Source organism: Pantoea sp. GM_Pan_4 (assembly GCF_026541005.1).
Classification (GTDB): domain Bacteria; phylum Pseudomonadota; class Gammaproteobacteria; order Enterobacterales; family Enterobacteriaceae; genus Pantoea; species Pantoea dispersa.
Genome location: NZ_JALNUZ010000001.1, coordinates 559,123 through 580,063, shown reverse-complemented (window position 1 = coordinate 580,063; position 20,941 = coordinate 559,123). Strand labels below are relative to the sequence as shown.

Genomic DNA, 20,941 nt, shown 5'->3' with positions numbered 1-20,941 from the left:
ATGAGTTTTCCTGTTTTCAGCAATCTTTCATGGCACATCTTGTCTCTTTGAGGTTGTTTAGAGGCACAAGCCAATTGTTTGAAGGTTTATTCAATCAATGAATCTCTTTGTTGTTATTATAATTCCAGTTAATTTGTCAACTCTGATTATTCGGGGTTAACAATATTATAAGATAATGTTAAAATTCTTATTGTTAATGAGTTAGCGTAAGGGTAATCAGACCACTCTTCAACTTTGAATGGTTTGGTTGTTGCTTTCACAATTTTGTTAAATAGGTCGTTAACATGAAAAAGGCTATATCAAAAGATATGATGGCTACATTATTGAAAATTAATAAAGGCAAACTGTATAAATTGCGCGGGGATAAATCAATCGGCCTGGAGCTTAATCTTGATTTAGCAACCAGGAATAAACCAGGGAAAAACTGCCGAAGTCTTGCTCCACTGATGCGAAGGGGTTTTATAGAATTTGCTGATGTTGCATCAGATGTGTCGCGTTTCTATAGAGTACGGATCACAGAGGAAGGGATTGTTAAATTGTGCCAATCGTAGGTTGCAATGGTTGAAACGCTAAAAATTTAATATAAAGCTGTTTTTATAAATTCACATTCAGTTAATACACTCACCCTTAATTCGTCTTTAGCTACTAACTTCTCAGTTTTAATATTAAGATGAAGGCGGGGTGAGCTATTTTTTATTGCAGGTTGGTAGATCATTATCGCAGCAACAATCGGATAGATTGCCCTGAATCTGCTACTGCCTTTTGCACGTTTGCTCGCTGTGTTTTCCCCTTTTCTGCGTCCGTACGCCTTTTGCTACAGCTTACCGCTCATGGGCACCTTTCCTTGAGTCATCATAAATGGCTCTGAATTTGCAGGGGAAATGCTGGATAAATAGGTGTGCGAACGTGATATCCGGATTGACTTCCCATGACCGGGTACGCCCACAGATAATGCCACGGTGGAATCATTCAACGGCAGGCTGCGTCAGTAGTGTCTGAACGAAAATGGGTTTATGTCCATGGAGGATTCCCGGTGAAAAATCGAGGCCTGGCGCATACACTATAATCAGAGTGTCCCCATTCTGCACTGGGCTAAATTACCGCGTACGAATTCTCCTGTTTATTAGCAGGATATGCCATTGGTGTTTTGCAATTTCCGGTTTGCAGAAATGAAATTGCACATGGTTCGTTTATCCTTATTTTAAGTCATTATCCGATCCCGCCTTTTAATGCCTGGTTGCTCCATCCACCGGCTGGCATGATGTCATATGAAACGCGAATTTGTGCAGATCTGCTGGAGCGTTATCTAAAAACTTCTCTGTCTGAAATGATGGGATACGAATAACGTCTGCGCCTGGCACAAAGCAGATATGCTGGCAGGATAAGGTTCCGCTTTGAGCGGGAAGCAGTCATAACAACCTCACGCGTTGCACGGGTGAGTAAACCCACCCGGCCAGCGGCGGTAATGATCAAAGACCATCATCAAGGTATGACCCTGCCAGATATCTCAAGGTTTGGCGCAGGACCGATTCCGCCGGCGCGTTACTTAAGGTCCAGAGCGGCCATCACTGCTGCTACTTCTGCCACCTCTGCGGCCGATAAGGGTAACAGGGGGCGAGGCAGACAGTCTGCTTCGGTCAGCCGCAGTATGCCTGCTGCCGCTGCGATCACGCGGATACTTCCGCCATGCTTACGGAACAAATCCCATAAAGGTTGCAGGCGGTTTGTTAAGGCCGTAACGCGTTCAGCGTCGTTAATGGCTGCGGCCTGCGTAATTTGTTTAGCGGTTTCCGGGAAGATACCGCCGCAAACGGAATACCAGACTTCGCAACCGGCATTCAGCCCCAGCCCGGCACTGGCGTCACCACTAATACCCAGGGCCACGCCAGGACGAAGATGTTGTCGTAATGCAGCAACGCGTTCAGCTGCAGCGATGGGGGTATCCGGTACTCCCGGAATTTTAATTGAGCGAATCCCTTTCAGTGACGACAGCTGCCCGAGCAGTTCGTCGGTAAAGCGGAAATGCGTGGTGCGGGGGTTGTCATAAACACAAACCGGTACTGAAGCATGGCGGGTAACCGTCTCAAAGAGGGCATACACCTCTTCATCACGCAGCGGCTGGTAACTCATCGCCGGCAGCAGCAGCGCATCAACGCCTGCGGACTGCGCATCTTCAGCCAGATGCAGTACGGCATCGGTACTGATAGCACCCACGCAAACCATCACGGGAATCTCCCCGGCAACCTGACACGCCAGCGTTGCGCTGCGTTTGCGCTGTTCCCTGCTCAGGTAAGCATAGCTGCCGGTTGAACCCAGAACACCCAAAGAATCGACACGGGCTGCCGTCAGGCGAGCCAGGATCTTCGTGAATCCCTGTTCATCGACACCACGCGCGGTGACAGGCGTTAACGGGAAAGCAGACAAGCCGGTGAACATGCAGAGTCTCCAGAACTGATTTAAAGGCGTTACTCGCCGATGAGGGTGACGTTACACTGCCGTCCGGGCATCATTTCTTCAAGGCCGTCGGTCAGCATCTTTCCAGCTTCATGCAGCTGATCGGGCGGCATCTGCGGCAGACTTTCCAGAATAAACCACATGTGTTGCGCTTCAACGCTTAAGCGAGTCCTGATTCCCTGCCGCCAGTTCCAGCGACGGCAGGTTACGCCGGCATCATCACACCAGACGACTTCGCCAGGCGCAGGATACTCCACCGCCAGAACTCCTTCTTTCATGGTATCAAAGGGTTCCGTGCCTGTTGCCACCGTCAGGCGAGGTGCACCCTGGTACGCGGCAATATTTTCTCCCCCTACGGGCACGGCATAACGCAGACTGACAGCGTTATAAAGATCAACGACCGGATCGAGCGCGGGCAGGGTGCCATCGCGAAGCACGCGTTTGCGTAGCGCATCAGCAGAACAGGGCGTGCGTTTGGGTTTGGCACCAAACTTCTGAAACACATCTGCCCATGCGGCCAGATGGGATTCAGCCCAGGCGGGGGAATCTGACAGCACCGCCTCACAGGCCGCCTTGAGTGCCGTTACCCCGACGTGCGGATTCACCACAGGCGCTGCCTGTACACTGATGCTGAGCGCCCGAAAACCGGGGGCGATTTGATAGACTTCAGGGGAAATTGACGCAGATACGATTAACACGCGATAATCCTGTAATGACCATTTTATTTCATGATATCGACCAATGACCAAAAAAGTCAATTTAGTGACCTTTGCCGGCGCAGATGTCAACACGGTTAATGAAGCCGTATCCCTGCGGATTAAGCAGTTTCGTAAACAAAGAAAAATTTCTCTCGATGAGTTATCCCGCAAAGCCAGTGTCAGTAAGGGGATGCTGGTAGAAATTGAAGGGTGTAAGGCTAACCCCAGCATTGCGCTGCTATGCCGGCTTGCTGCTGCCATGGGCGTGTCCGTGGCGGATTTTGTTGATGTCAGCGCCAGGCCTGATGTGCACATCATCGCTGATACGGACATCCCCGAACTCTGGAAAGGAGACAAAGGGGGAAGCGCCAGGCTGCTGGCCGGCTCGGGTGGACCCGATATGCTTGAGCTGTGGCTGTGGGAAATGCGGCCAGGCGAAAAGTTTGAATCACCCGGGCATACCTCAGGCACGCTGGAGCTACTGCACGTAAAATCCGGAACCCTCACGCTTGGCGTGAAAGAGAGCGTATTTCAGGTAACGGCGGGATTCTCCGTTACAGCCAAAACTGATGTTCCACACTTCTACGCAAACCAGGGAGAAAACACGCTGAACTTTATCATGACGGTGAATGAAAAAGCGTCATAAACGTTTTTCAATGGACGGCCAAAGAAACCCTGATTTGTGTGCAAATAATCATCCTTGGTTTTCGCTATTCATGTCCGTTTCTGCCACCAGGCGGACTGCGTATTCGCCATGAGCGAGGAGCGGATATTAGCGACAAAGAGTCGGGGAATATCACACAGCGGCCAGGTCGATATCGCACATGGCTTGATCTAATAGCCGCTGGCGCCTTATTAAGGTATATAAAATATCCGGATCGCTACCCGAATGGATCGATGAGGATATCTGACTACACCGTTGGAATAGTACCGCCATCAATGACAAATTCAGTACCGGTGATCGCGGCAGCATAAGATGATGCGAGGAAGACAATGAGATTAGCTACCTCAATGGGTTGAGAAGGGCGTCCCAGCGGAATACCGCCAAGTGCCTTCATGATGATCTGCTTACCGCCTTCGTAATCTGTTCCTGCCTGCTGCGCCAGCCGTTCCGCCATGGCCACTGAAGCTTCGGTCTCGATCCAGCCGGGTGCCACGCGAACCACCCGAACCCCCTGTGACGCAACCTCTTTCGACAGGCTTTTACTGTAGGCTGACAGCGCCGCTTTCGCTGCTGCATAACCCGTGGTTGATTCTGGTAAGGGCAGTTCTCGCTGGATAGAAGTGACATGGATGATCACTCCGCCCCCCTGCTGCAGCATGGCAGGCAACAGCGCACGATCTAAACGTACCGCGGGCAACAGATTAAGATTGAGCTCCTGTTGCCACTCCTCTTCACCCAATGCTGCAAAGCCACCACCGGGTGCGGTAGAACCGCCGGCCACATGAACAATGATGTCGACGCCTCCCAGATGTGTCTGAACGGCTTCCGCGACTGAGTTACACCCTTCAACCGTGGTCAGGTCTGCCGTTACGAACGCGTCTGCCCTACATTCTGCGGATGCGTGGCGTGCGGTTGTTAATACTGTTGCACCCAGCTGTTTGAATAGCCCAACTACCGCTTTACCCACACCTTTGGTACCCGCAGTGACCAATATGCGTTTACCGTGGAAATTGAGATCACATGGCATTGGAGAATCTCCGGTCTGTTGAAGTGGCAGTACAATAATCAGTAATGCTGGCAATATCGCCACCCTTGCTGAGCGCGAAGTCGTCATAAATAGCGAGCGGTAATGTGGATGGCATAGACCTGTACTCCCTTTGTTTACAGTACGGTCATATTCCACATAGACTGTTAAATTGACAAGTACGCACAAAAAAGTGAGTTACTGAATGATGAGTAAGTTATACAGTCCGGAATCAGCCGCAAGCGGAGTGGAGCATGTTATTCAACTGCTGGAAGGGCGCTGGAAATTAATCATCCTTTTTCATCTGTTCGACGGCAAAGTACAGCGCTATTCAGATTTTGAAAAATTAATTCCCGGTATTTCGCAGAAGATGCTGGCGCAACAACTGAGACAGCTGGAAGCCGACGGTATAGTGTCGCGGATGGTGTATCCTCAGGTGCCACCGAAAGTGGAATATCGACTCACTGAATGGGGACAGGCACTTTGTCCTGCTCTTGATGCCATGCTGAAATGGGCGGAAAAACGCCCGACTTAACCGGCCAGGACGCTGATTCTGATCAAATTTAACCTGTTCAGGCTGGTGTTTAAGGTATAAAGCGTGCTTTTATTCGTAGTGACTGAGAATTTCATAAAATTAAATTTAACGTCCCTGTTATGAACCCGGGATTGCCCCGCGATAAAATAGTAAGAAAACGTGGTTTATAAACGGTAAGTTCAGGAGGTTTCTTTGCAGGCAGATACGACACGACTTCATCTACGAACGGTAATTGAATCTGACGCTGATGATCTTTTCAGAATTTATGGCGACCCTGCTACAAATACCTTCAATCCCGCAGGTCCGTATCCCGATATTGATTATGCACGTCAGGTGTTGGCTCGCTGGCTTCAGCACTGGGAAACTTACGGTTTCGGTAATTGGGCTATCGCGCTGACGGACAATCCGGGGAGAGTCATTGGTTTTGGCGGACTCAGCATCAGGAGCTATGCCGATTTATCAATCAATAACCTTGGATATCGCTTCTCTACAGAGGCATGGGGAAAAGGGCTGGCGACAGAGTTTGCTAAGTATACGGTCGACTATGGTTTTGGTGAAATAAAGTTGGCTGAAATATCTGCTGTAGTACGGGCAAATCATCTGGCCTCGCAAAAAGTTCTAATGAGGGCAGGATTGCAGTACTTACGAGAAATTCATGATGTGAAAAGTGCGCCCCCAAGCTTGCTTTTCACCTTGACTCAGGACAAGTGGAATAACAAATAAATATGCGGGGCACACTGTCTCCCGCCGGATACCATCAATTTCCGCTGTGCTCTAAAATTAATGCTGCGAATCCGGCAACGCTCCACCTTGAAGTGCAGCGATTATCGCGGCTTCCATTTTTTCCGGGGGCGTGATCGGTGCAAAGCGTTTCAGCGGCTGGCCGTCGCGTCCGATGAGAAACTTGGTGAAATTCCACTTAATCCGTCCGCCCAGCACGCCGGGTAGTTCCGCTTTCAGATAGCGAAATATCGGGTGCGCTGCGCTGCCGTTAACCTCGACTTTGCCGAACATCGGGAAGCTCACCCCGTAATTAACATGACAGGTTTGTGAGATGTCATCAGCGTTTCCCGGTTCCTGCTTACCGAATTGATTGCAGGGATAGCCAAGCACCACCAGACCCTGTGCGGCATATTTCTGATAGAGCGCTTCAAGGCCGGCGTACTGGGGCGTGAAGCCGCAATGACTGGCGGTATTCACCACCAGAACCACCTTGCCAGCGTAATCGGCCATAGAGATAGGTTGACCGGTCAGGCTGGTGGCCGAAAACTGATAAAAAGGGGGCATGTCAGTGTCCTCAAAACAGCACAGGTTCGATGTTGATGTTGCCACGCGGGCCCAATGGCGGGCTTCGTAGCCTGGCGCGCACAGCATAACTTTCTGCGCGCCGTTGTCACAATAACACTGACATCTAACCTTACAGACAGAGCCTGATCGCCGGCACAAAACTCTGTCTGCCAGTCTCACTCAGACGCCTCTGCCAGCAACGCCGCCTGCACAGCTGGGCGCGCATTGATCCGTGCCATATACGCCAGTAGCGCAGGCCAGCGATTCAGCGTCAGTTTGGTCTGGTGTGTTCGCCATCCGGTCAATCTTCTGTTGCCGCGCAGTCACTGCTGACGACGCTGCGTAAAGAAAGATAAGCCACGGTCCGGAGGTCACTTCATCGGCTGGCTAACCGTCAGTTTTATAATGAAGGACCTCGCCGCAATCTGTCAGCCGCATGAAAACCGGGAGGTTAATGAAAATCCGTGGCATCCGTGTGTTATGCCATCACGGCGCAATGACCGCCGACATCTGCTTCAACACTTCGTCACGTGCTCTCAGGCCAGCATTCGGCGTTAACACCTGTTCATCCTGAATCAGTTTGGCAAAAACAATTTTTTTCCTGCCTTTGGTCGCCCAGCCGACATACCAGCCATAGGCATGGTGCGGATCGTATTGATTATTTTTCCCCGGTGAGCCGGTTCCTGTTTTGCCGTGCACCGTCCAGCCCTTAACGCTGACGTCGTAGCGGGTAATATTATCTGTCATGTCATAGGCATGCTTGTTTACGCGCAGCTCACGGTTAACGACTTTCCTTAAAAAGCCAATCTGCTGAACCGGTGAGATCTGCAGGGATGACATAACCCACACCCCATTCTGACCGGGGGCGCTGACGTCAACGGCGGAAACATCTTCGTTTCCGTAAGCAAACGCCTTTACATAATCTTCAAAGCGATGTTGCCCGATTTTTTTAACAACCTGCTGCGAATACCAGAAGACCGAATATTTTAGCCACGCCGTAGGATCGATTTTATTCATCCAGTTTTTACCGCCCCAGTCCGGGTATCCTTGTTGGTAATCCCAGGCGGGTTCCTTTTCATTTTTCAGCACGCCGGCATCAAATCCCATCAGGCTGATGGCTATTTTAAAGGTGGATGCGGGTGTGACTTCTCTACTGCAGTCGTTGCCACTCTCCAGCAGGACTTTGCCTGATTCAGCGTCAACAATCAGGGTACACAGGTTTTTGGCGAACGCCTGCTGTGAAAAGAATATCGCAGCAACAGAGGTCATAACGGCCAGACGGGTTTTCATTGATGATTGAATCCAAAGTTAAATGCTAACGTAATTTACAACCTGAGAAAGGGCACTGAACGCGGTCTGGCCGTGCATCAAGAGACTGGTCACGCCACATCCCTTTATCATCTGCAAATTATCGCGTCCGGTGTGCTTATTAATAACCCTGAGCGGGGATAAATAAAAACGATTTAATCTGCGCCTGTTTTTTAGGAAAACTAAACGATGCGAAACCGTATTTCCGGATGACAAACGGCGCGAAAAAGACGCTATTGCGATCTGCACACCTGCGGCATTTTTCGTCTCGACGGCGATATAAGCGGTAATTAATGGGATGTAGTCCTGCGCCTACACAATCGGTAAGCACATCCGATGGTCAGGGATATTAATACGTGACAAGCTTATCCTCAGTTCACGGCAATCCTCTGCCAGACATAATGAGAATGTATTTTCAGGAGTGGTTATGCAGCCGGTTAAACGTTGGCAACGCGATGTCTGTCATTTAAATACCCGGGCGTTAACCTGGGTGGCGGCGGGCGCATTTTGCGCGGGCTGCTGGTTATTGATCAGCGTGCTGGTGCTAACCCTGTAACGCGTAGCCAGTGCGAAGAGAATTAGCGCCAGCCGGAAGGGAACCCGCACCAGGGCGTCAGGGATGAAATTTTTGTAGTGGTTGGGGGCGCGTTGCCCCCTTTTTTTTGCCTGCAGACAGGGGTAATGCAATGCGCAGCCCGTGCGATTACGGCCCGAGACGCAGCGTTTCGGCGCGTTTTGCTGTCTCGTAAACGTATTGCAGCATCGGTTCTAAATCGGCATCCGGTCCGGCGCTGATAATTTTGCCGCGCAGCCATTCAATTTCACTGGTGATATCAGGATGAAAGATGGTGTTGTTTTGCGCGTTGCGTAACCACTTCAGCAAAAAGTTATTTTTCCCGCGTACGCCGCCGGACTTCTTGCTGTTCACATAGAGTTTTAACGCAACCAGAATGCAGTAATAGAAATGGACGCGCTGACTATAATTCTGCAACATCTCTTGGCTCTTCATCTGCCGTTTTTCACGCCCGCCAGTGTGCATTGATGTGAAAAGCAGGTCAAACATAATTGGCCGCGCGCCTGTCACAATTGCGAGCGCAACCAACATTTTAAGAATTTCTTTAGCAGCAGATAAATTGCGCCCGCCAGCAGCTGGATGCTTTACCGGGCAGAATAGCCTGTGATTATTTGTTAATAATCACAAAAAAGCACAGCCGTATCTGATAATTAGATAGATCCGATTCTCTAAATGAATTTCCTCTCTGCATCGCCATCTGCAACTCTGTTCTCCGCGCTGGCCACCCTTGCGTTTTACCGGCCGGTGAAATTTTTATTTGCATCAACATGGCTGTCATAAACAGGAGGTGAATTATGACAAAACCTGCTCTGGCGTTCGCTGCGGCCTTACTGGCGCTCAATGCCACCGCATCCGTTGCGGCTCAGCCGCATCACGTTTATACCAATAAAGATTTCTATAAAAATGGCGTCTTCCAGAAAGAGGTGGCGAAAGATGCAATAGCGCAACTGCTCGCTTCTTACGGTCATACGCTGACGCCGGCCATGCGCCAGCAGCTGTGGGTCAATGATTTCGGGCTGGGCGATTATCAGCATGTTGGCCTGGCCAGCATCACCTGGGTCAATAATCTGGATTACGGTTATTACGCCATGACCATGTATCTGCTGCCGAATCAGATGATTCCGGAGCATCGACACATGCCGATTAGCGCGCCGCCGGCACGTCCGGCAAAACATGAATCGTGGCGCGTCCTTGATGGCTGGGTATATAACTTCTCAGAAATTGGCGCCGCATCAGCGGATATTCCGCCGACGCCGAAAAGTTTTGGTCCGGTGCAAAGCCACAATGTCGTCATTCAGCATCAGGGCGAAACGCTGTCGCTGAAAAAACTGGAGAGCTATCATTTCCTGATGGCCGACAGTAAAGGGGCGATTGTGGATGAATATGGCAACTGGCAGGATCGCCGCGGCTGGTTCAGCTCCAATCCTAAAGTCGCCCCTACGCCGTAAACCGTGCCCCATAATAAATAGTCGATGTGATTTCCCTGTAGCCACCGGAGGCGTTCGCGCCTCCTTTTTAATTAATGACCTTTATCGGGATGCGCAGAGAGCCGCTCAGCCGCGGCGATTTACCCGGTGCAGACGAATATCACGCTGTTTCATCTCCTCAACGGCAGCACAGGGGCAATCGTCATCGGTGATCACGCCGTCCAGCTGCTGCAGCTTACACACGGAATACACGCTGTAACGACCATATTTGCTGCTGTCAGCCACCAGATAACGCTGCGCTGAGGCGGCCAGCACCGCCTGATTCACCAGCAAGGTGTCTTCGTCGGGTGTCGAGAGGCCGTGCGTGACATCCCACGCGCTGGCGCTGAGGAAAGCCAGATCAATATTGAACGAGGCAAGGGCGGTCGCCGCCATGGCACCCACGCTGGCAATATGCCGTTTATCGACTTTGCCACCCGTATGAAATAGCGTGATGTGGCTGTGACGCATCAGCCAGGCGGCAATCGTAAAGTCGTTAGTCAGCACGGTGAGACTTGCCTGATCGCCTAACGCACGCGCAATTTCATAGCTGGTGGTACCGGCATCGAGGTAGACAACCTGGCCATCCTCTACTAGTGACGCAGCATAACGGCCAAGGCTTTGTTTGGCGTGCACGTTCAGCTGTGCCTTCTCCACATACGGCAATGCCTGATGGACCACTGCAGGCAACCTGACACCGCCGTGTATGCCAACCACCAGGCCGGCGTCCTGCAGGAATTTAATATCGCGGCGGATGGTCATCGCCGACACCGCCATCAGCGTGGCTAGCTCGTGAATGGTGGCCGATCGTTTCGCAAACAGGTAGCGATAAATAGCGTCTTTTCGGTCTTCGGGCAGCATGATGAGCTCGGGGTTAAAAGTGACGTTTTGCCTGCCATGCCACGCACGCATAGCATCCGGTACGGCAGCTTCGCTATGATAGCTCATCTGAAGTTGAATCAGATTCAACGAGGCAATGAGTCAGGAGACACGAAAATGCCCGCCCTGCAACGTAATGAACTGGCCGATCTGAATGTTTTTCTGCTGATTTGCCGGCGCAAGAGTTTCCGCCTCGCCGCGCTGGAACTCGGGGTCACCACGTCGGCCATCAGCCACACGTTGCGCAGTCTTGAAGCGCGTCTTGGCGTGCGCCTGCTCAACCGCACCAGCCGGGCGGTGGTGCCGACGGACGCCGGTGCCGCTTTTTTGCGCCATCTGGAAACCGGCTTTGCGCAGATTGAGCTGGCGCTGAACGATCTGCACCTGTATCGCGAATCACCCAGCGGCCGCCTGCGGCTGAACATCCCGCGTGATGCCGGGCAGCTGCTGTTTCGGCCGATCCTGACGCGCTTTATGGCGACCTATCCGGAGCTCAGCCTGGAAATTACGGTGGATAACAATCTGGTGGATATCATCGGCAGCGGCTATGACGCCGGGATTCGCTACGGCGCCAGCGTACCGAAAGACATGATCGCCATGCCGCTGACGCCCAAACTGCGCTGGATCGTGGTGGCGTCACCCGATTACCTGCGCGACGCGCCGCCGCTGCAGCATCCGGACGATCTGCGCAACCATCGCTGTATTCGCATGCGCCTTGGCAATGGCACGCTGTATAAGTGGCCGCTGGCGCAGGGCAAGGTGGCGTATGAGGTCGATGTGCCGGGCACGCTGACGCTCAATGAGAGCGACATGATTATTGATGCGGTCGCCGGCGGTTACGGTCTCGGCTACTGCCCGGAGCGCTACGTACAGGCGCAGCTGGCGAGCGGGCAGCTGGTGCGCGTGCTGACGGACTGGTGCAGCGAAGATGAACCGCTGGTGATGTATTACCCCGACCGTCGCCAGCTGCACCCGGGTTTACGCCGGCTGATTGAGATGATCCGCGCCGAAACGATGCGCTAACGCTGGACGCGTGCGGCGTAAATAATAAACGTCACCACGCCAAAAATTTCCAGCTCCTCCTCTTCACGCAGCCGGATGGGCTGATAGCGCGGATTCATCGGCATCAGCTGTACGCAGGGATGCGTCTGCAGCCGCTTGACGGTGAACTCGCCGTTGATGGCGGCGATCACGATGTCGTCGTGCCGGGCATTGAGTGAGCTGTCGACCACCAGCAGATCACCTTCGCGGATATTGGCATCGCGCATTGAGTCGCCTTCGACGCGCACAAAATAGGTGGCGCTGGGGCGGGTCACCAGCAGCTCATTGAGATCAATCTGGCGCTCAATGTAGTCCTGAGCGGGCGAGGGGAAACCACCGTGCACCGCGTCAAGGAATAGCGGGCGGGAGCGCGAAGGCGGTGAAAGCTGTGGCAAAAAGAAACGCGTCATAGCGAATATTCCATAGATACTGTTTTTATATACAGTATCAGGCGGTTTTTGCTATGATCAAGTCTGCCCGCGGTAAAAAAAGCGAAGCGTATGAAAAACAGCAGAATTCAGTTTTTTGCCGCGCAAACCGCTGAAAAGTGCACTCTCCGCTAAGCACTCTGTGCGCCCGTCTGGCGAAACTTCAATTGTTGTCTACACTTAATGTTGCCGATGTTCGTAGTGCGGTTGCAGTGTTGATGAAAATTTCGTTTAGTTCTGGAGCGTTACCCTTTCGATTCCCGTGTTTACGGAAAAACCTCCTCACTTCCTGCCTGCCTGCGAACAGACTGCCCGTTTACGTTCAGATACAGGAGGAGACGTGACCCCTGCGGTTAATGAGAACAGCACCCTGCCGTCGCTAAGTGGCGGACTTTACGCCTTCTTTTTTGATGTTGACGGCACGCTGGCCGCGCTTCAGTCGCAGCCCGAGTCGGTTTCCATCCCCGCATCGGTGCGCCAGCATCTGCAACAAATTTCTAATTTAAGTCACGGCGCGCTGGCGCTGGTTTCCGGCCGTCCGATCAGCCAGCTGGATGAGCTGGTCGCGCCGCTGGAAGCCCCGGCAGCGGGCGTGCACGGCGCTGAGCGCCGCGATGCCAGCGGACATCTGCATCGTCAGTCGCTGCCCGATGAGGTGGCGCAAACGCTGCAGGTTGAACTGCAGCAGACCCTTGACCAGTGGCCCGGTACGCTGCTGGAAGTGAAAGGCATGGCCTTTGCGCTGCACTACCGCAACGCGCCAGAGTATGAAAACGCCATCATGCAGCTGGCCGAAGAGGCGGTAACCCGCTTTCCGGCGCTGGCGCTGCAGCCAGGTAAATGCGTGGTGGAACTGAAACCGCAGGGCATCGATAAAGGTGCTGCGGTACGCGAATTTATGCAGGAAGCGCCATTTACCGGTCGCATTCCGGTATTTGTGGGCGACGATCTGACCGATGAGAAAGGCTTTCTTGCAGTCAATGCCATGCATGGCATCTCGGTCAAGGTCGGTGAAGGTCCAAGCCAGGCGCGCTATCGTCTGCCCGATGTGGCAGCAGTCTGGCACTGGCTGGAACAACTATTATTACAACTAGAACATGACAACGTCGGTAAGGAGTTTAGGTTATGAGTCGTTTAGTCGTCGTATCTAACCGTATCGCTATTCCTGATGGAAGCAAAACCAACGCAGGCGGTCTCGCCGTCGGCATTCTGGATGCGCTGCAGACCACCGGAGGATTGTGGTTTGGCTGGAACGGAGAGATCAGTGAGTTTTCCGGTGAAGAAGATGAGGAACTTACCCAGATCGAACAAGACGGCATTACCTATGCCTCATTCCCCCTCAATCAAAACGATTACGATCAGTACTACTGCCAGTTTTCTAACACGGTGATCTGGCCCGCGTTCCACTATCGCCTCGATCTGGTGCAGTACCAGCGTGAAGCCTGGGAAGGCTACTGCCGCGTGAATACCCTGCTGGCGCAGCGGCTGAAACCGCTGATCAAGCCGGACGATATCCTGTGGATCCACGATTACCACCTGCTGCCGTTTGCCGCTGAACTGCGTAAACAGGGCATCAATAACCGAATCGGATTCTTTCTGCATATCCCGTTCCCGACGCCGGAAATTTTCAATGCGCTGCCGCCGCATCAGGAACTGCTGGAAATGCTGTGTGAATACGATCTGCTGGGTTTCCAGACAGAATCCGATCGCGTGGCGTTTCTCGACAGCCTGAGCCAGCTGACGCAGCTGCAGAATAAAGGCGAGAAGAAGCATCGCGCCTTTGGCAACACCTTTATGACCGAGGTTTACCCCATCGGTATCGAGCCGGACAGCATTAAAGAGATGGCGGAAGGGCCGCTGCCACCGAAGATGGCCGCGATGAAGCGTGAGCTGGGCGATTTGCAGAACATTATCGCCTGTGAGCGTCTCGACTATTCCAAAGGCTTGCCGGAGCGTTTCCTTGCCTATGAAGCGCTGCTGGAAAACTTCCCGCAGCACCGCGGCAAAATCCGCTACTCACAGATTGCGCCGACCTCGCGCGGCGACGTGCAGGCCTATCAGGATATTCGTCATCAGCTGGAAACAGAAGCGGGGCGCATTAACGGTAAATACGGCACGCTGGGCTGGACGCCGCTCTATTATCTCAACCAGCATTTTGACCGCCGTCTGCTGATGAAGATTTTCCGCCTGACCGACGTGGGGCTGGTTACGCCGCTGCGTGACGGCATGAACCTGGTGGCGAAAGAGTATGTCGCGGCGCAGGATCCGGACGATCCGGGCGTGCTGGTGCTGTCGCGCTTTGCCGGAGCGGCCAACGAGCTGACTTCTGCACTGATCGTCAACCCGTACGATCGTGATGATGTGGCGGCGGCGCTGGACCGCGCGCTGACCATGCCGCGCACCGAGCGTATCTCGCGCTATAACGACATGATGGCCGTACTGCGTAAGCAGGACATTTCGCACTGGCGCGAAAGCTTCCTGAACGATCTGAACACGCTGCCGGCACGCAGCGCCAGCCACGGTAGCGATAACAAGGTCGCGACGTTTCAGAAGCTGGCGTAATTAGCCCCGCAAGGCGCGATTTTCCCCTCAGGCAATGCCTCTCCCGTACGCGGGAGAGGTATCCGTCAGACGACGCAGGCAGGACCGTGCTGCGTAGCGTTTTCACGCGATATCCTCACCGAATGAAATCGATTTCATTTTGTTAAGCGCTAACCCGCTGACCCGGCACCAAAAAACGCACGAATTGGTTAAAATTAAGCCAGTTAATCACTGAAACGCTGAATTTTTTCTTCCAACCCTAAAGATTTGGCTGGCCAGGCCGATAGTTCTAATACATCAGTGTGTTAGTTAGTCAATTCATTCATATCGCTAATGTAACGTGCTGTTACATCCCTTGTGACTCGCTAAACCCTCCCTACAAACTCTTTACACACCACAAGCGCGCTGCATCCACTCTTCACGCTTCGCTAGCACAGCGCCATTAGTCCTGCGTGGCAATATTCCCTGTAAGTGATTAATTTAAAAGCGAATAATTACAGCCATTTTTGGTGTTTTATGCTGCCTTTTTGGTTTATTTCGGGGTCTTGTCTTTGCCTAAAGCCAACGTAGCAGATAAAAGATCGTCCCATGGCGGCGATCTGCGACACACTTCAAAATTCAGACTTTTCCTGTGAAATATTAGCGAAACGTTTCAAAATCGCTCAAAAAAGGAACAACAGAAAAGCATTACTGAAGCTTCACTTGAAAAATTTGCCTTAAAAGTGTGACGCAGATCACACTTTATCTAAAATTTCATACCAATCACGTTGTATGTCGAAATCAGACGATATAGATTTGCCTTGTTTTCGGATTAGTCTTAAAAAACTGTAAGCAGACGTCACGGAAGATGGTTACAACTCAAGAAAAGATTGGCCTGGAGTTTTGACTACTACTGATCAATATCCCGGTGGGAAGTGAAACAGTTCAGTACGCGTTGGCTTATGCCTGATTATTTTTTGCCATCTTTAGATTTACCAACCAGCAACCCGAACCATAGAACACTTAATTCTGTGGCCGTATATATGTCGCGTCTATCAGGATGGAAAAAAATGGGTACATCAGAATTACTAAAACACATATATGACATCAATCTGTCATATTTATTGCTTGCACAGCGTTTGATAAACCAGGAAAAAGCTTCAGCAATGTTTCGTTTAGGTATCGATGAGCCAATGGCGGATGCATTGCAGCAATTGACTTTACCTGAGATGGTAAAATTAGCGGAAACCAATCAACTGGTTTGCCAGTTCCGCTTTACCGATCACAATCTTATTAACCGTTTAACGCAGGAATCACGTGTGGATGATTTGCAGCAAATCCACACCGGTATTTTATTATCCAGCCGTTTATTGCGCAGCGCATCGAAAGACGATGTCTCTGCTAAAAAGAGGGCGGTGTAATGACCGAAAAAAGTATCGTTCAGGAAGCGCGTGATATTCAGCTGGCAATGGAGCTGATTACATTGGGCGCACGACTGCAGATGCTGGAAAGTGAAACCCAGCTGAGCCGCGGTCGCCTGATTAAACTGTACAAAGAGCTGCGTGGTGCCCCACCACCGAAAGGCATGCTGCCATTCTCTACCGACTGGTTCATGACCTGGGAACAAAATATTCATGCGTCGATGTTCTGCAACGCCTGGCAGTTTCTGCTGAAAACCCGGCTGAGCAGTGGCGTAGAGGCGGTTATCAAAGCGTATCGCCTGTATCTTGAGCAGTGTCCGCAATCGGACGAGGGCCCGCTGTTGGCGCTGACCCGCGCCTGGACCCTGGTGCGATTTGTTGAAAGTGGCATGCTGGAATTGTCTGACTGTAAATGCTGTGGCGGAAGCTTCATCAACCACGCGCATCAGCCGCCGGGCAGCTTTGTTTGCAGCCTGTGCCAGCCGCCATCACGTGCCGTAAAAAGACGTAAACTTTCTGCAGATTCTGCCGATACCTTTCCACAACTGCTGGATGAACAGGTTAAACGCGCCGTTTAAGTTTGTTCGCATCGTGGAAAGCATCCAGCAGCGGTTAATACCGCTGCTTTTTTTTTGCCCACACCCTGTGAATAACACCTGCGGCTCTCTGGCTTAACTTCCACCAACACGTTACGGACGTAAGGATGTTTTTGTGCTGATTATTGTGGGTTATATCGTAGTCCTCGGTTCCGTGCTGGGCGGTTACATGATGGTAGGCGGCCATCTGGGCGCGCTTTACCAGCCGTCGGAGTTGCTGATTATTGGCGGCGCCGGCATTGGTGCGTTTCTGGTGGGCAACAACGGCAAATCGATTAAAAAGACGCTAAAAGCGCTGCCCTTGTTAATGCGCGGCTCAAAATATAACAAAGCCGTATACATGGATTTAATGGCACTGCTGTATCGCCTGATGGCGAAATCACGTCAGCAGGGCATGCTGTCGCTGGAACGCGATATTGAAGATCCCAGCCAGAGCGAAATTTTCGCTAACTATCCGCGTATTTTGTCCGATAAACCTTTAGTGGATTTTATTACCGACTATTTACGGCTGATGGTGAGCGGAAATATGAATGCTTTCGAGATCGAAGCCCTGATGGATGAAGAGATCGAAACCTATGAACACGAGTGCGAAGTACCAGCACAAAGCTTAGCGGCAGTCGGTGATGGCCTGCCGGCGTTTGGTATCGTCGCCGCGGTAATGGGCGTGGTGCACGCGCTGGCCTCCGCGGACCGCCCGGCGGCAGAACTGGGCGCGCTGATTGCGCACGCCATGGTGGGAACCTTCCTCGGTATTCTGCTGGCTTACGGCTTCATTTCGCCGCTGGCATCCGTGCTGCGCCAGAAGTGCGCGGAAACCACCAAGATGATGCAGTGCGTCAAAGTCACGCTGCTTTCCAGCCTGAACGGTTATGCGCCGCAGATCGCCGTCGAGTTTGGTCGTAAAACCCTGTATTCCACTGAGCGTCCGTCCTTTACCGAGCTGGAAGAGCACGTGCGCAACGCGAAAAACCCGGCTAAGCAGACTTCGGATACGCCTTCATGAAGCACGGTAATCGCCCGATTGTGCTGGTCAAACGGCGCAAACATAAAAAGCATGAAGGCAGCCATGGCTCATGGAAGATTGCCTATGCCGACTTTATGACGGCGATGATGGCGTTCTTCATGGTGATGTGGCTGATCTCGATCGCCAATCCGCAGGAGCTGGTGCAGATTGCCGAATATTTTAAAACGCCGCTCAAGGTCGCCCTGACCGGCGGTCAGCGTAGCAGCGACAGCGAAAGTCCAATTCCCGGCGGCGGCGATGATCCGACGCAGAAGAAAGGTGAAGTGCAAAAACAGGTCGATATGGATGCGCAAAAGCGCCAGCTGGATGACATTCGCCTGAACCGGCTGCGTGAAAAACTCGACCAGCTGATTGAGGCCGATCCGCGCCTGAAAGCGCTGCGTCCGCATCTGATCATCAACATGGTGGAAGAGGGGCTGCGCATTCAGATTATCGATAGCCAGAACCGCCCGATGTTTAAAACCGGCAGCGCGGAAGTGGAGCCGTACATGCGCGATATCCTGCGCGCCATTGCGCCGCTGCTGAATGATATTCCTAACAAAATCAGTTTGTCCGGCCATACCGATGACTTCCAGTACGCCAGCGGCGATCGCGGCTACAGCAACTGGGAACTGTCGGCGGATCGTGCCAATGCCTCACGCCGTGAGCTGGTGGCGGGCGGGCTGGACGGCGGCAAAATGCTGCGCGTGGTCGGCATGGCCGACACCATGAAACTGAAAAACCGCGGCGCCAACGACGCGGTGAACCGTCGTATCAGCCTGCTGGTGTTGAACCATGACACCGAAGCGGCGATTGAAAAAGAGAATGCCGAGAGCGATGCCGTTCAGGTGAGTGACCCGGCGCAGATTTTACCTAGCATTACCGCACCGGCTGGTCCGGCGGCGCCAACTGCCCCTACGGGTTCTACCGCAGCACCGGCCACACCGGCAGCCGCGGCGAATCCGCCGGCAGCGGCACCGCCCGCCGCCAGCGCGGTGACACCAGACCAACCCTCACAGCCGAGGTGATCCCGTGAGCATGGACATCAGCGATTTTTACCAGACGTTTTTTGATGAAGCCGATGAGCTGTTAGCGGATATGGAGCAACACCTGTTGGGACTGGATCCCCAGGAGCCCGATTCCGAGCAGTTGAATGCCATCTTCCGCGCCGCCCACTCCATTAAGGGCGGAGCCGGTACGTTTGGCTTTACGGTTTTACAGGAAACCACCCACATCCTGGAAAACATTCTGGATGGTGCGCGCCGTGGCGAAATGCAGCTCAGCACCGACATCATCAACCTGTTTTTGGAAACCAAAGATATTATGCAGGAACAGCTCGATGCCTATAAAACCGCGCAGGAGCCAAACGCAGAAAGCTTTAACTACATCTGTGAAGCCCTGCGCCAGCTGGCGCTGGAAGCCAAAGGAATAGCCCCGCAAGCCGCCGCACCGGTGGTGGCGCTCGCCGACGTGGCAGCACCTGCCGCGCCCGCCAGCAGCGGCCTGCGCCTGCAGCTGATCAATCTGAAAGAGAAAGAGCCGGATCTGCTGCTGGAAGAGCTGGGCAACCTCGGCACCCTGACCAATGTGGTGAAAGGCGCCAGCTCGCTGGAAGCCACCATCGACGGTGTCGGCAAAGACGATATCGTGGCGGTGCTTTGTTTCGTGATTGATGAAGCGCAGATTCAGTTCCCGCTGGACGCCGCACCCGCCACCGTTGCCGTTGCCGCCGCGCCAGTCGAAGAGGCCGAAGCCGAAGCGCCGGTGCAGCAAACGGCGACCGTCACCGACATTACCCCGGCGGTGAAGCGTGAGAGCAAGCGTGCTGCCGCGCCCGCCAAAAGCAGCGAATCCAGCAGTATTCGCGTGGCGGTGGAAAAAGTTGACCAGCTGATCAACCTGGTCGGCGAGCTGGTGATTACCCAGTCAATGCTGGCGCAGCGCTCCGGTGCGCTGGATCCGGTGGCACATGGTGACCTGCTCAACAGCATGGGTCAGCTGGAGCGTAACGCCCGCGACCTGCAGGAATCGGTGATGTCGATTCGTATGATGCCGATGGAGTACGTGTTCAGCCGCTTCCCGCGTCTGGTGCGCGATCTGGCCAGCAAGCTGGGCAAAGAGGTTGAACTGACGCTGCTCGGCAGCTCAACTGAACTGGATAAGAGCCTGATTGAACGCATCATCGATCCGTTAACGCACCTGGTGCGTAACAGCCTCGACCACGGCATCGAAACGCCGGAAAAACGGCTGGCCGCCAGCAAAACGGCGGTCGGCAATCTGACGCTGTCCGCGGAACACCAGGGCGGCAACATCTGCATCGAAGTGATCGATGACGGTGCCGGCCTCAACCGTGAACGTATCCTGGCGAAAGCGCTCTCGTCCGGTCTGCCGGTCAGCGACAGCATGAGCGACGAAGAAGTCGGCATGCTGATCTTCGCGCCAGGCTTCTCGACCGCCGAGCAGGTGACCGACGTATCAGGCCGCGGCGTCGGCATGGACGTGGTGAAACGTAATATCCAGGAGATGGGCGGTCACGTCGAAATCTCCTCGAAGCAGGGCAAAGGCACCACCATTCGCATTCTGCTGCCGCTGACGCTGGCGATCCTCGACGGGATGTCGGTGCGCGTGGCAGACGAAGTGTTCATCCTGCCGCTGAACGCGGTGATGGAGTCACTGCAGCCCACGGCTGAAGAGCTGAAACCGCTGGCCGGTGGCGAGCGCGTACTGGAAGTGCGCGGCGAGTACCTGCCGCTGGTTGAGCTGTGGAACGTGTTTGACGTGCAGAACGCCAAAACCGACGCCACGCAGGGCATCGTGGTGATCCTGCAGAGCGCAGGACGTCGCTATGCGCTGCTGGTCGATCAGCTGATTGGTCAGCATCAGGTGGTGGTGAAGAACCTGGAAAGCAACTACCGCAAAGTGCCGGGCATTTCCGCCGCCACCATCCTCGGCGATGGCAGCGTTGCGCTGATTGTCGACGTATCGGCACTGCAATCATTGAACCGTGAGAAGCGTGTGGCCGGTGCCGCAGCGTAACAGATAA

General features: G+C 53.2%; 21 protein-coding genes and 3 pseudogenes. 15 read left to right on the top strand and 9 right to left on the bottom strand.

Annotated elements, in window-relative coordinates; genetic code table 11:
- Positions 1 to 284: 284 nt before the first annotated feature.
- Positions 285 to 551 carry a hypothetical protein gene (locus OXR61_RS02795; protein WP_072208589.1) on the top strand — a complete coding sequence of 89 codons (267 nt, stop codon included), beginning with the start codon at positions 285 to 287 and terminating at the stop codon, positions 549 to 551.
- Between the two features lie 569 nt (positions 552 to 1,120).
- Positions 1,121 to 1,345 (top strand): annotated as a pseudogene (locus OXR61_RS02790) (LysR family transcriptional regulator); the annotation flags it as partial.
- Positions 1,346 to 1,542: 197 nt separating this feature from the next.
- Here OXR61_RS02790 and OXR61_RS02785 read toward each other — a convergent pair.
- Together OXR61_RS02785 and OXR61_RS02780 are read right to left on the bottom strand one after the other, a co-directional pair.
- Positions 1,543 to 2,436 carry a dihydrodipicolinate synthase family protein gene (locus OXR61_RS02785; RefSeq protein WP_021506298.1) on the bottom strand — a complete coding sequence of 298 codons (894 nt, stop codon included), beginning with the start codon at positions 2,434 to 2,436 and terminating at the stop codon, positions 1,543 to 1,545.
- A 29-nt stretch (positions 2,437 to 2,465) separates the two neighbouring features.
- The gene (locus tag OXR61_RS02780; protein ID WP_031279204.1) at positions 2,466 to 3,152 is read right to left on the bottom strand and encodes a B3/4 domain-containing protein; all 687 of its coding nucleotides are present in this window, start codon (positions 3,150 to 3,152) and stop codon (positions 2,466 to 2,468) included.
- Between the two features lie 43 nt (positions 3,153 to 3,195).
- Here OXR61_RS02780 and OXR61_RS02775 point away from each other — a divergent pair, with 43 nt between their 5' ends.
- A complete protein-coding gene (locus OXR61_RS02775; RefSeq protein WP_021506296.1) occupies positions 3,196 to 3,798 on the top strand; it encodes a helix-turn-helix transcriptional regulator in 603 nt (200 codons plus the stop codon).
- Between the two features lie 265 nt (positions 3,799 to 4,063).
- Here the strand turns inward: OXR61_RS02775 and OXR61_RS02770 are convergent, their stop codons facing one another.
- Positions 4,064 to 4,843 (bottom strand): SDR family oxidoreductase, encoded by a 780-nt coding sequence (locus OXR61_RS02770; protein ID WP_021506295.1) that lies wholly within the window; start codon positions 4,841 to 4,843, stop codon positions 4,064 to 4,066.
- A gap of 205 nt (positions 4,844 to 5,048) precedes the next feature.
- Between OXR61_RS02770 and OXR61_RS02765 the strand changes: the two genes are divergently transcribed.
- Together OXR61_RS02765 and OXR61_RS02760 are read left to right on the top strand one after the other, a co-directional pair.
- A complete protein-coding gene (locus tag OXR61_RS02765; RefSeq protein WP_031279203.1) occupies positions 5,049 to 5,375 on the top strand; it encodes a winged helix-turn-helix transcriptional regulator in 327 nt (108 codons plus the stop codon).
- Positions 5,376 to 5,567: 192 nt separating this feature from the next.
- Positions 5,568 to 6,098 (top strand): GNAT family N-acetyltransferase, encoded by a 531-nt coding sequence (locus OXR61_RS02760; protein WP_021506294.1) that lies wholly within the window; start codon positions 5,568 to 5,570, stop codon positions 6,096 to 6,098.
- Between the two features lie 57 nt (positions 6,099 to 6,155).
- On the opposite strand, the gene OXR61_RS02755 is transcribed toward OXR61_RS02760, so the two are convergent.
- Both OXR61_RS02755 and OXR61_RS02750 read right to left on the bottom strand, forming a co-directional pair.
- Positions 6,156 to 6,662 (bottom strand): glutathione peroxidase, encoded by a 507-nt coding sequence (locus tag OXR61_RS02755; RefSeq protein WP_021506293.1) that lies wholly within the window; start codon positions 6,660 to 6,662, stop codon positions 6,156 to 6,158.
- Between the two features lie 176 nt (positions 6,663 to 6,838).
- Positions 6,839 to 6,937, bottom strand: a pseudogene (locus OXR61_RS02750) (glutathione transferase GstA); the annotation flags it as partial.
- Between OXR61_RS02750 and OXR61_RS02745 the strand changes: the two are divergent.
- Positions 6,920 to 7,018, top strand: a pseudogene (locus OXR61_RS02745) (LysR family transcriptional regulator); the annotation flags it as partial. The pseudogenes OXR61_RS02750 and OXR61_RS02745 sit on opposite strands and share 18 nt — an antisense overlap.
- Before the next feature lie 130 nt (positions 7,019 to 7,148).
- Here OXR61_RS02745 and blaOXA read toward each other — a convergent pair.
- Entirely contained in the window at positions 7,149 to 7,952 is an 804-nt protein-coding gene (blaOXA, locus tag OXR61_RS02740) for a class D beta-lactamase (RefSeq protein ID WP_021506292.1), read from the bottom strand.
- Between the two features lie 721 nt (positions 7,953 to 8,673).
- Positions 8,674 to 8,964, bottom strand: coding sequence for a hypothetical protein (locus OXR61_RS02735; protein ID WP_031279201.1), 291 nt, complete (start codon positions 8,962 to 8,964; stop codon positions 8,674 to 8,676).
- 374 nt (positions 8,965 to 9,338) lie between these two features.
- Between OXR61_RS02735 and OXR61_RS02730 the strand changes: the two genes are divergently transcribed.
- On the top strand, positions 9,339 to 9,992 hold the full coding sequence (locus OXR61_RS02730; RefSeq protein WP_021506289.1) for a hypothetical protein: 654 nt from the start codon (positions 9,339 to 9,341) through the stop codon (positions 9,990 to 9,992).
- Positions 9,993 to 10,097: 105 nt separating this feature from the next.
- Here OXR61_RS02730 and OXR61_RS02725 read toward each other — a convergent pair whose 3' ends face one another.
- Positions 10,098 to 10,871 carry a DeoR/GlpR family DNA-binding transcription regulator gene (locus OXR61_RS02725; protein WP_031279197.1) on the bottom strand — a complete coding sequence of 258 codons (774 nt, stop codon included), beginning with the start codon at positions 10,869 to 10,871 and terminating at the stop codon, positions 10,098 to 10,100.
- Positions 10,872 to 11,006: 135 nt separating this feature from the next.
- On the opposite strand from OXR61_RS02725, the gene OXR61_RS02720 reads away from it, so the two are divergent.
- Positions 11,007 to 11,912, top strand: coding sequence for a LysR family transcriptional regulator (locus tag OXR61_RS02720; protein WP_021506287.1), 906 nt, complete (start codon positions 11,007 to 11,009; stop codon positions 11,910 to 11,912).
- On the opposite strand, the gene umuD is transcribed toward OXR61_RS02720, so the two are convergent.
- A complete protein-coding gene (gene umuD, locus OXR61_RS02715) occupies positions 11,909 to 12,340 on the bottom strand; it encodes a translesion error-prone DNA polymerase V autoproteolytic subunit (RefSeq protein WP_021506286.1) in 432 nt (143 codons plus the stop codon). The genes OXR61_RS02720 and umuD overlap by 4 nt on opposite strands.
- 358 nt (positions 12,341 to 12,698) lie before the next feature.
- Between umuD and otsB the strand changes: the two genes are divergently transcribed.
- From otsB to cheA, 7 genes are all read left to right on the top strand, one after another.
- A complete protein-coding gene (otsB, locus tag OXR61_RS02710) occupies positions 12,699 to 13,487 on the top strand; it encodes a trehalose-phosphatase (protein ID WP_021506285.1) in 789 nt (262 codons plus the stop codon).
- The gene (gene otsA / locus OXR61_RS02705; RefSeq protein WP_021506284.1) at positions 13,484 to 14,920 is read left to right on the top strand and encodes an alpha,alpha-trehalose-phosphate synthase; all 1,437 of its coding nucleotides are present in this window, start codon (positions 13,484 to 13,486) and stop codon (positions 14,918 to 14,920) included. Before otsB ends, otsA begins: the two co-directional genes overlap by 4 nt.
- A 1,028-nt stretch (positions 14,921 to 15,948) precedes the next feature.
- A complete protein-coding gene (gene flhD / locus OXR61_RS02700; RefSeq protein WP_021506283.1) occupies positions 15,949 to 16,299 on the top strand; it encodes a flagellar transcriptional regulator FlhD in 351 nt (116 codons plus the stop codon).
- Complete coding sequence (gene flhC, locus OXR61_RS02695) at positions 16,299 to 16,877, top strand: flagellar transcriptional regulator FlhC (protein ID WP_021506282.1); 579 nt, start codon at positions 16,299 to 16,301, stop codon at positions 16,875 to 16,877. The genes flhD and flhC overlap by 1 nt, the downstream gene beginning before the upstream one ends.
- Positions 16,878 to 17,010: 133 nt before the next feature.
- Complete coding sequence (gene motA / locus OXR61_RS02690) at positions 17,011 to 17,898, top strand: flagellar motor stator protein MotA (protein ID WP_021506281.1); 888 nt, start codon at positions 17,011 to 17,013, stop codon at positions 17,896 to 17,898.
- The gene (gene motB, locus OXR61_RS02685; RefSeq protein WP_021506280.1) at positions 17,895 to 18,926 is read left to right on the top strand and encodes a flagellar motor protein MotB; all 1,032 of its coding nucleotides are present in this window, start codon (positions 17,895 to 17,897) and stop codon (positions 18,924 to 18,926) included. The genes motA and motB overlap by 4 nt, the downstream gene beginning before the upstream one ends.
- Positions 18,927 to 18,936: 10 nt before the next feature.
- Complete coding sequence (cheA, locus tag OXR61_RS02680; RefSeq protein WP_021506279.1) at positions 18,937 to 20,934, top strand: chemotaxis protein CheA; 1,998 nt, start codon at positions 18,937 to 18,939, stop codon at positions 20,932 to 20,934.
- Positions 20,935 to 20,941: the final 7 nt, after the last annotated feature.

Bases quoted from the DNA above. Each gene is read 5' to 3' on its own strand.
- OXR61_RS02795 (WP_072208589.1), top strand. From the start codon at position 285: ATGAAAAAGGCTATATCAAAAGATATGATGGCTACATTATTGAAAATT.
- OXR61_RS02785 (WP_021506298.1), bottom strand. From the start codon at position 2,436: ATGTTCACCGGCTTGTCTGCTTTCCCGTTAACGCCTGTCACCGCGCGT.
- OXR61_RS02775 (WP_021506296.1), top strand. From the start codon at position 3,196: ATGACCAAAAAAGTCAATTTAGTGACCTTTGCCGGCGCAGATGTCAAC.
- OXR61_RS02770 (WP_021506295.1), bottom strand. From the start codon at position 4,843: ATGCCATGTGATCTCAATTTCCACGGTAAACGCATATTGGTCACTGCG.
- OXR61_RS02765 (WP_031279203.1), top strand. From the start codon at position 5,049: ATGAGTAAGTTATACAGTCCGGAATCAGCCGCAAGCGGAGTGGAGCAT.
- OXR61_RS02755 (WP_021506293.1), bottom strand. From the start codon at position 6,662: ATGCCCCCTTTTTATCAGTTTTCGGCCACCAGCCTGACCGGTCAACCT.
- blaOXA (WP_021506292.1), bottom strand. From the start codon at position 7,952: ATGAAAACCCGTCTGGCCGTTATGACCTCTGTTGCTGCGATATTCTTT.
- OXR61_RS02735 (WP_031279201.1), bottom strand. From the start codon at position 8,964: ATGTTGCAGAATTATAGTCAGCGCGTCCATTTCTATTACTGCATTCTG.
- OXR61_RS02730 (WP_021506289.1), top strand. From the start codon at position 9,339: ATGACAAAACCTGCTCTGGCGTTCGCTGCGGCCTTACTGGCGCTCAAT.
- OXR61_RS02725 (WP_031279197.1), bottom strand. From the start codon at position 10,871: ATGCTGCCCGAAGACCGAAAAGACGCTATTTATCGCTACCTGTTTGCG.
- OXR61_RS02720 (WP_021506287.1), top strand. From the start codon at position 11,007: ATGCCCGCCCTGCAACGTAATGAACTGGCCGATCTGAATGTTTTTCTG.
- umuD (WP_021506286.1), bottom strand. From the start codon at position 12,340: ATGACGCGTTTCTTTTTGCCACAGCTTTCACCGCCTTCGCGCTCCCGC.
- otsA (WP_021506284.1), top strand. From the start codon at position 13,484: ATGAGTCGTTTAGTCGTCGTATCTAACCGTATCGCTATTCCTGATGGA.
- flhD (WP_021506283.1), top strand. From the start codon at position 15,949: ATGGGTACATCAGAATTACTAAAACACATATATGACATCAATCTGTCA.
- flhC (WP_021506282.1), top strand. From the start codon at position 16,299: ATGACCGAAAAAAGTATCGTTCAGGAAGCGCGTGATATTCAGCTGGCA.
- motB (WP_021506280.1), top strand. From the start codon at position 17,895: ATGAAGCACGGTAATCGCCCGATTGTGCTGGTCAAACGGCGCAAACAT.
- cheA (WP_021506279.1), top strand. From the start codon at position 18,937: ATGGACATCAGCGATTTTTACCAGACGTTTTTTGATGAAGCCGATGAG.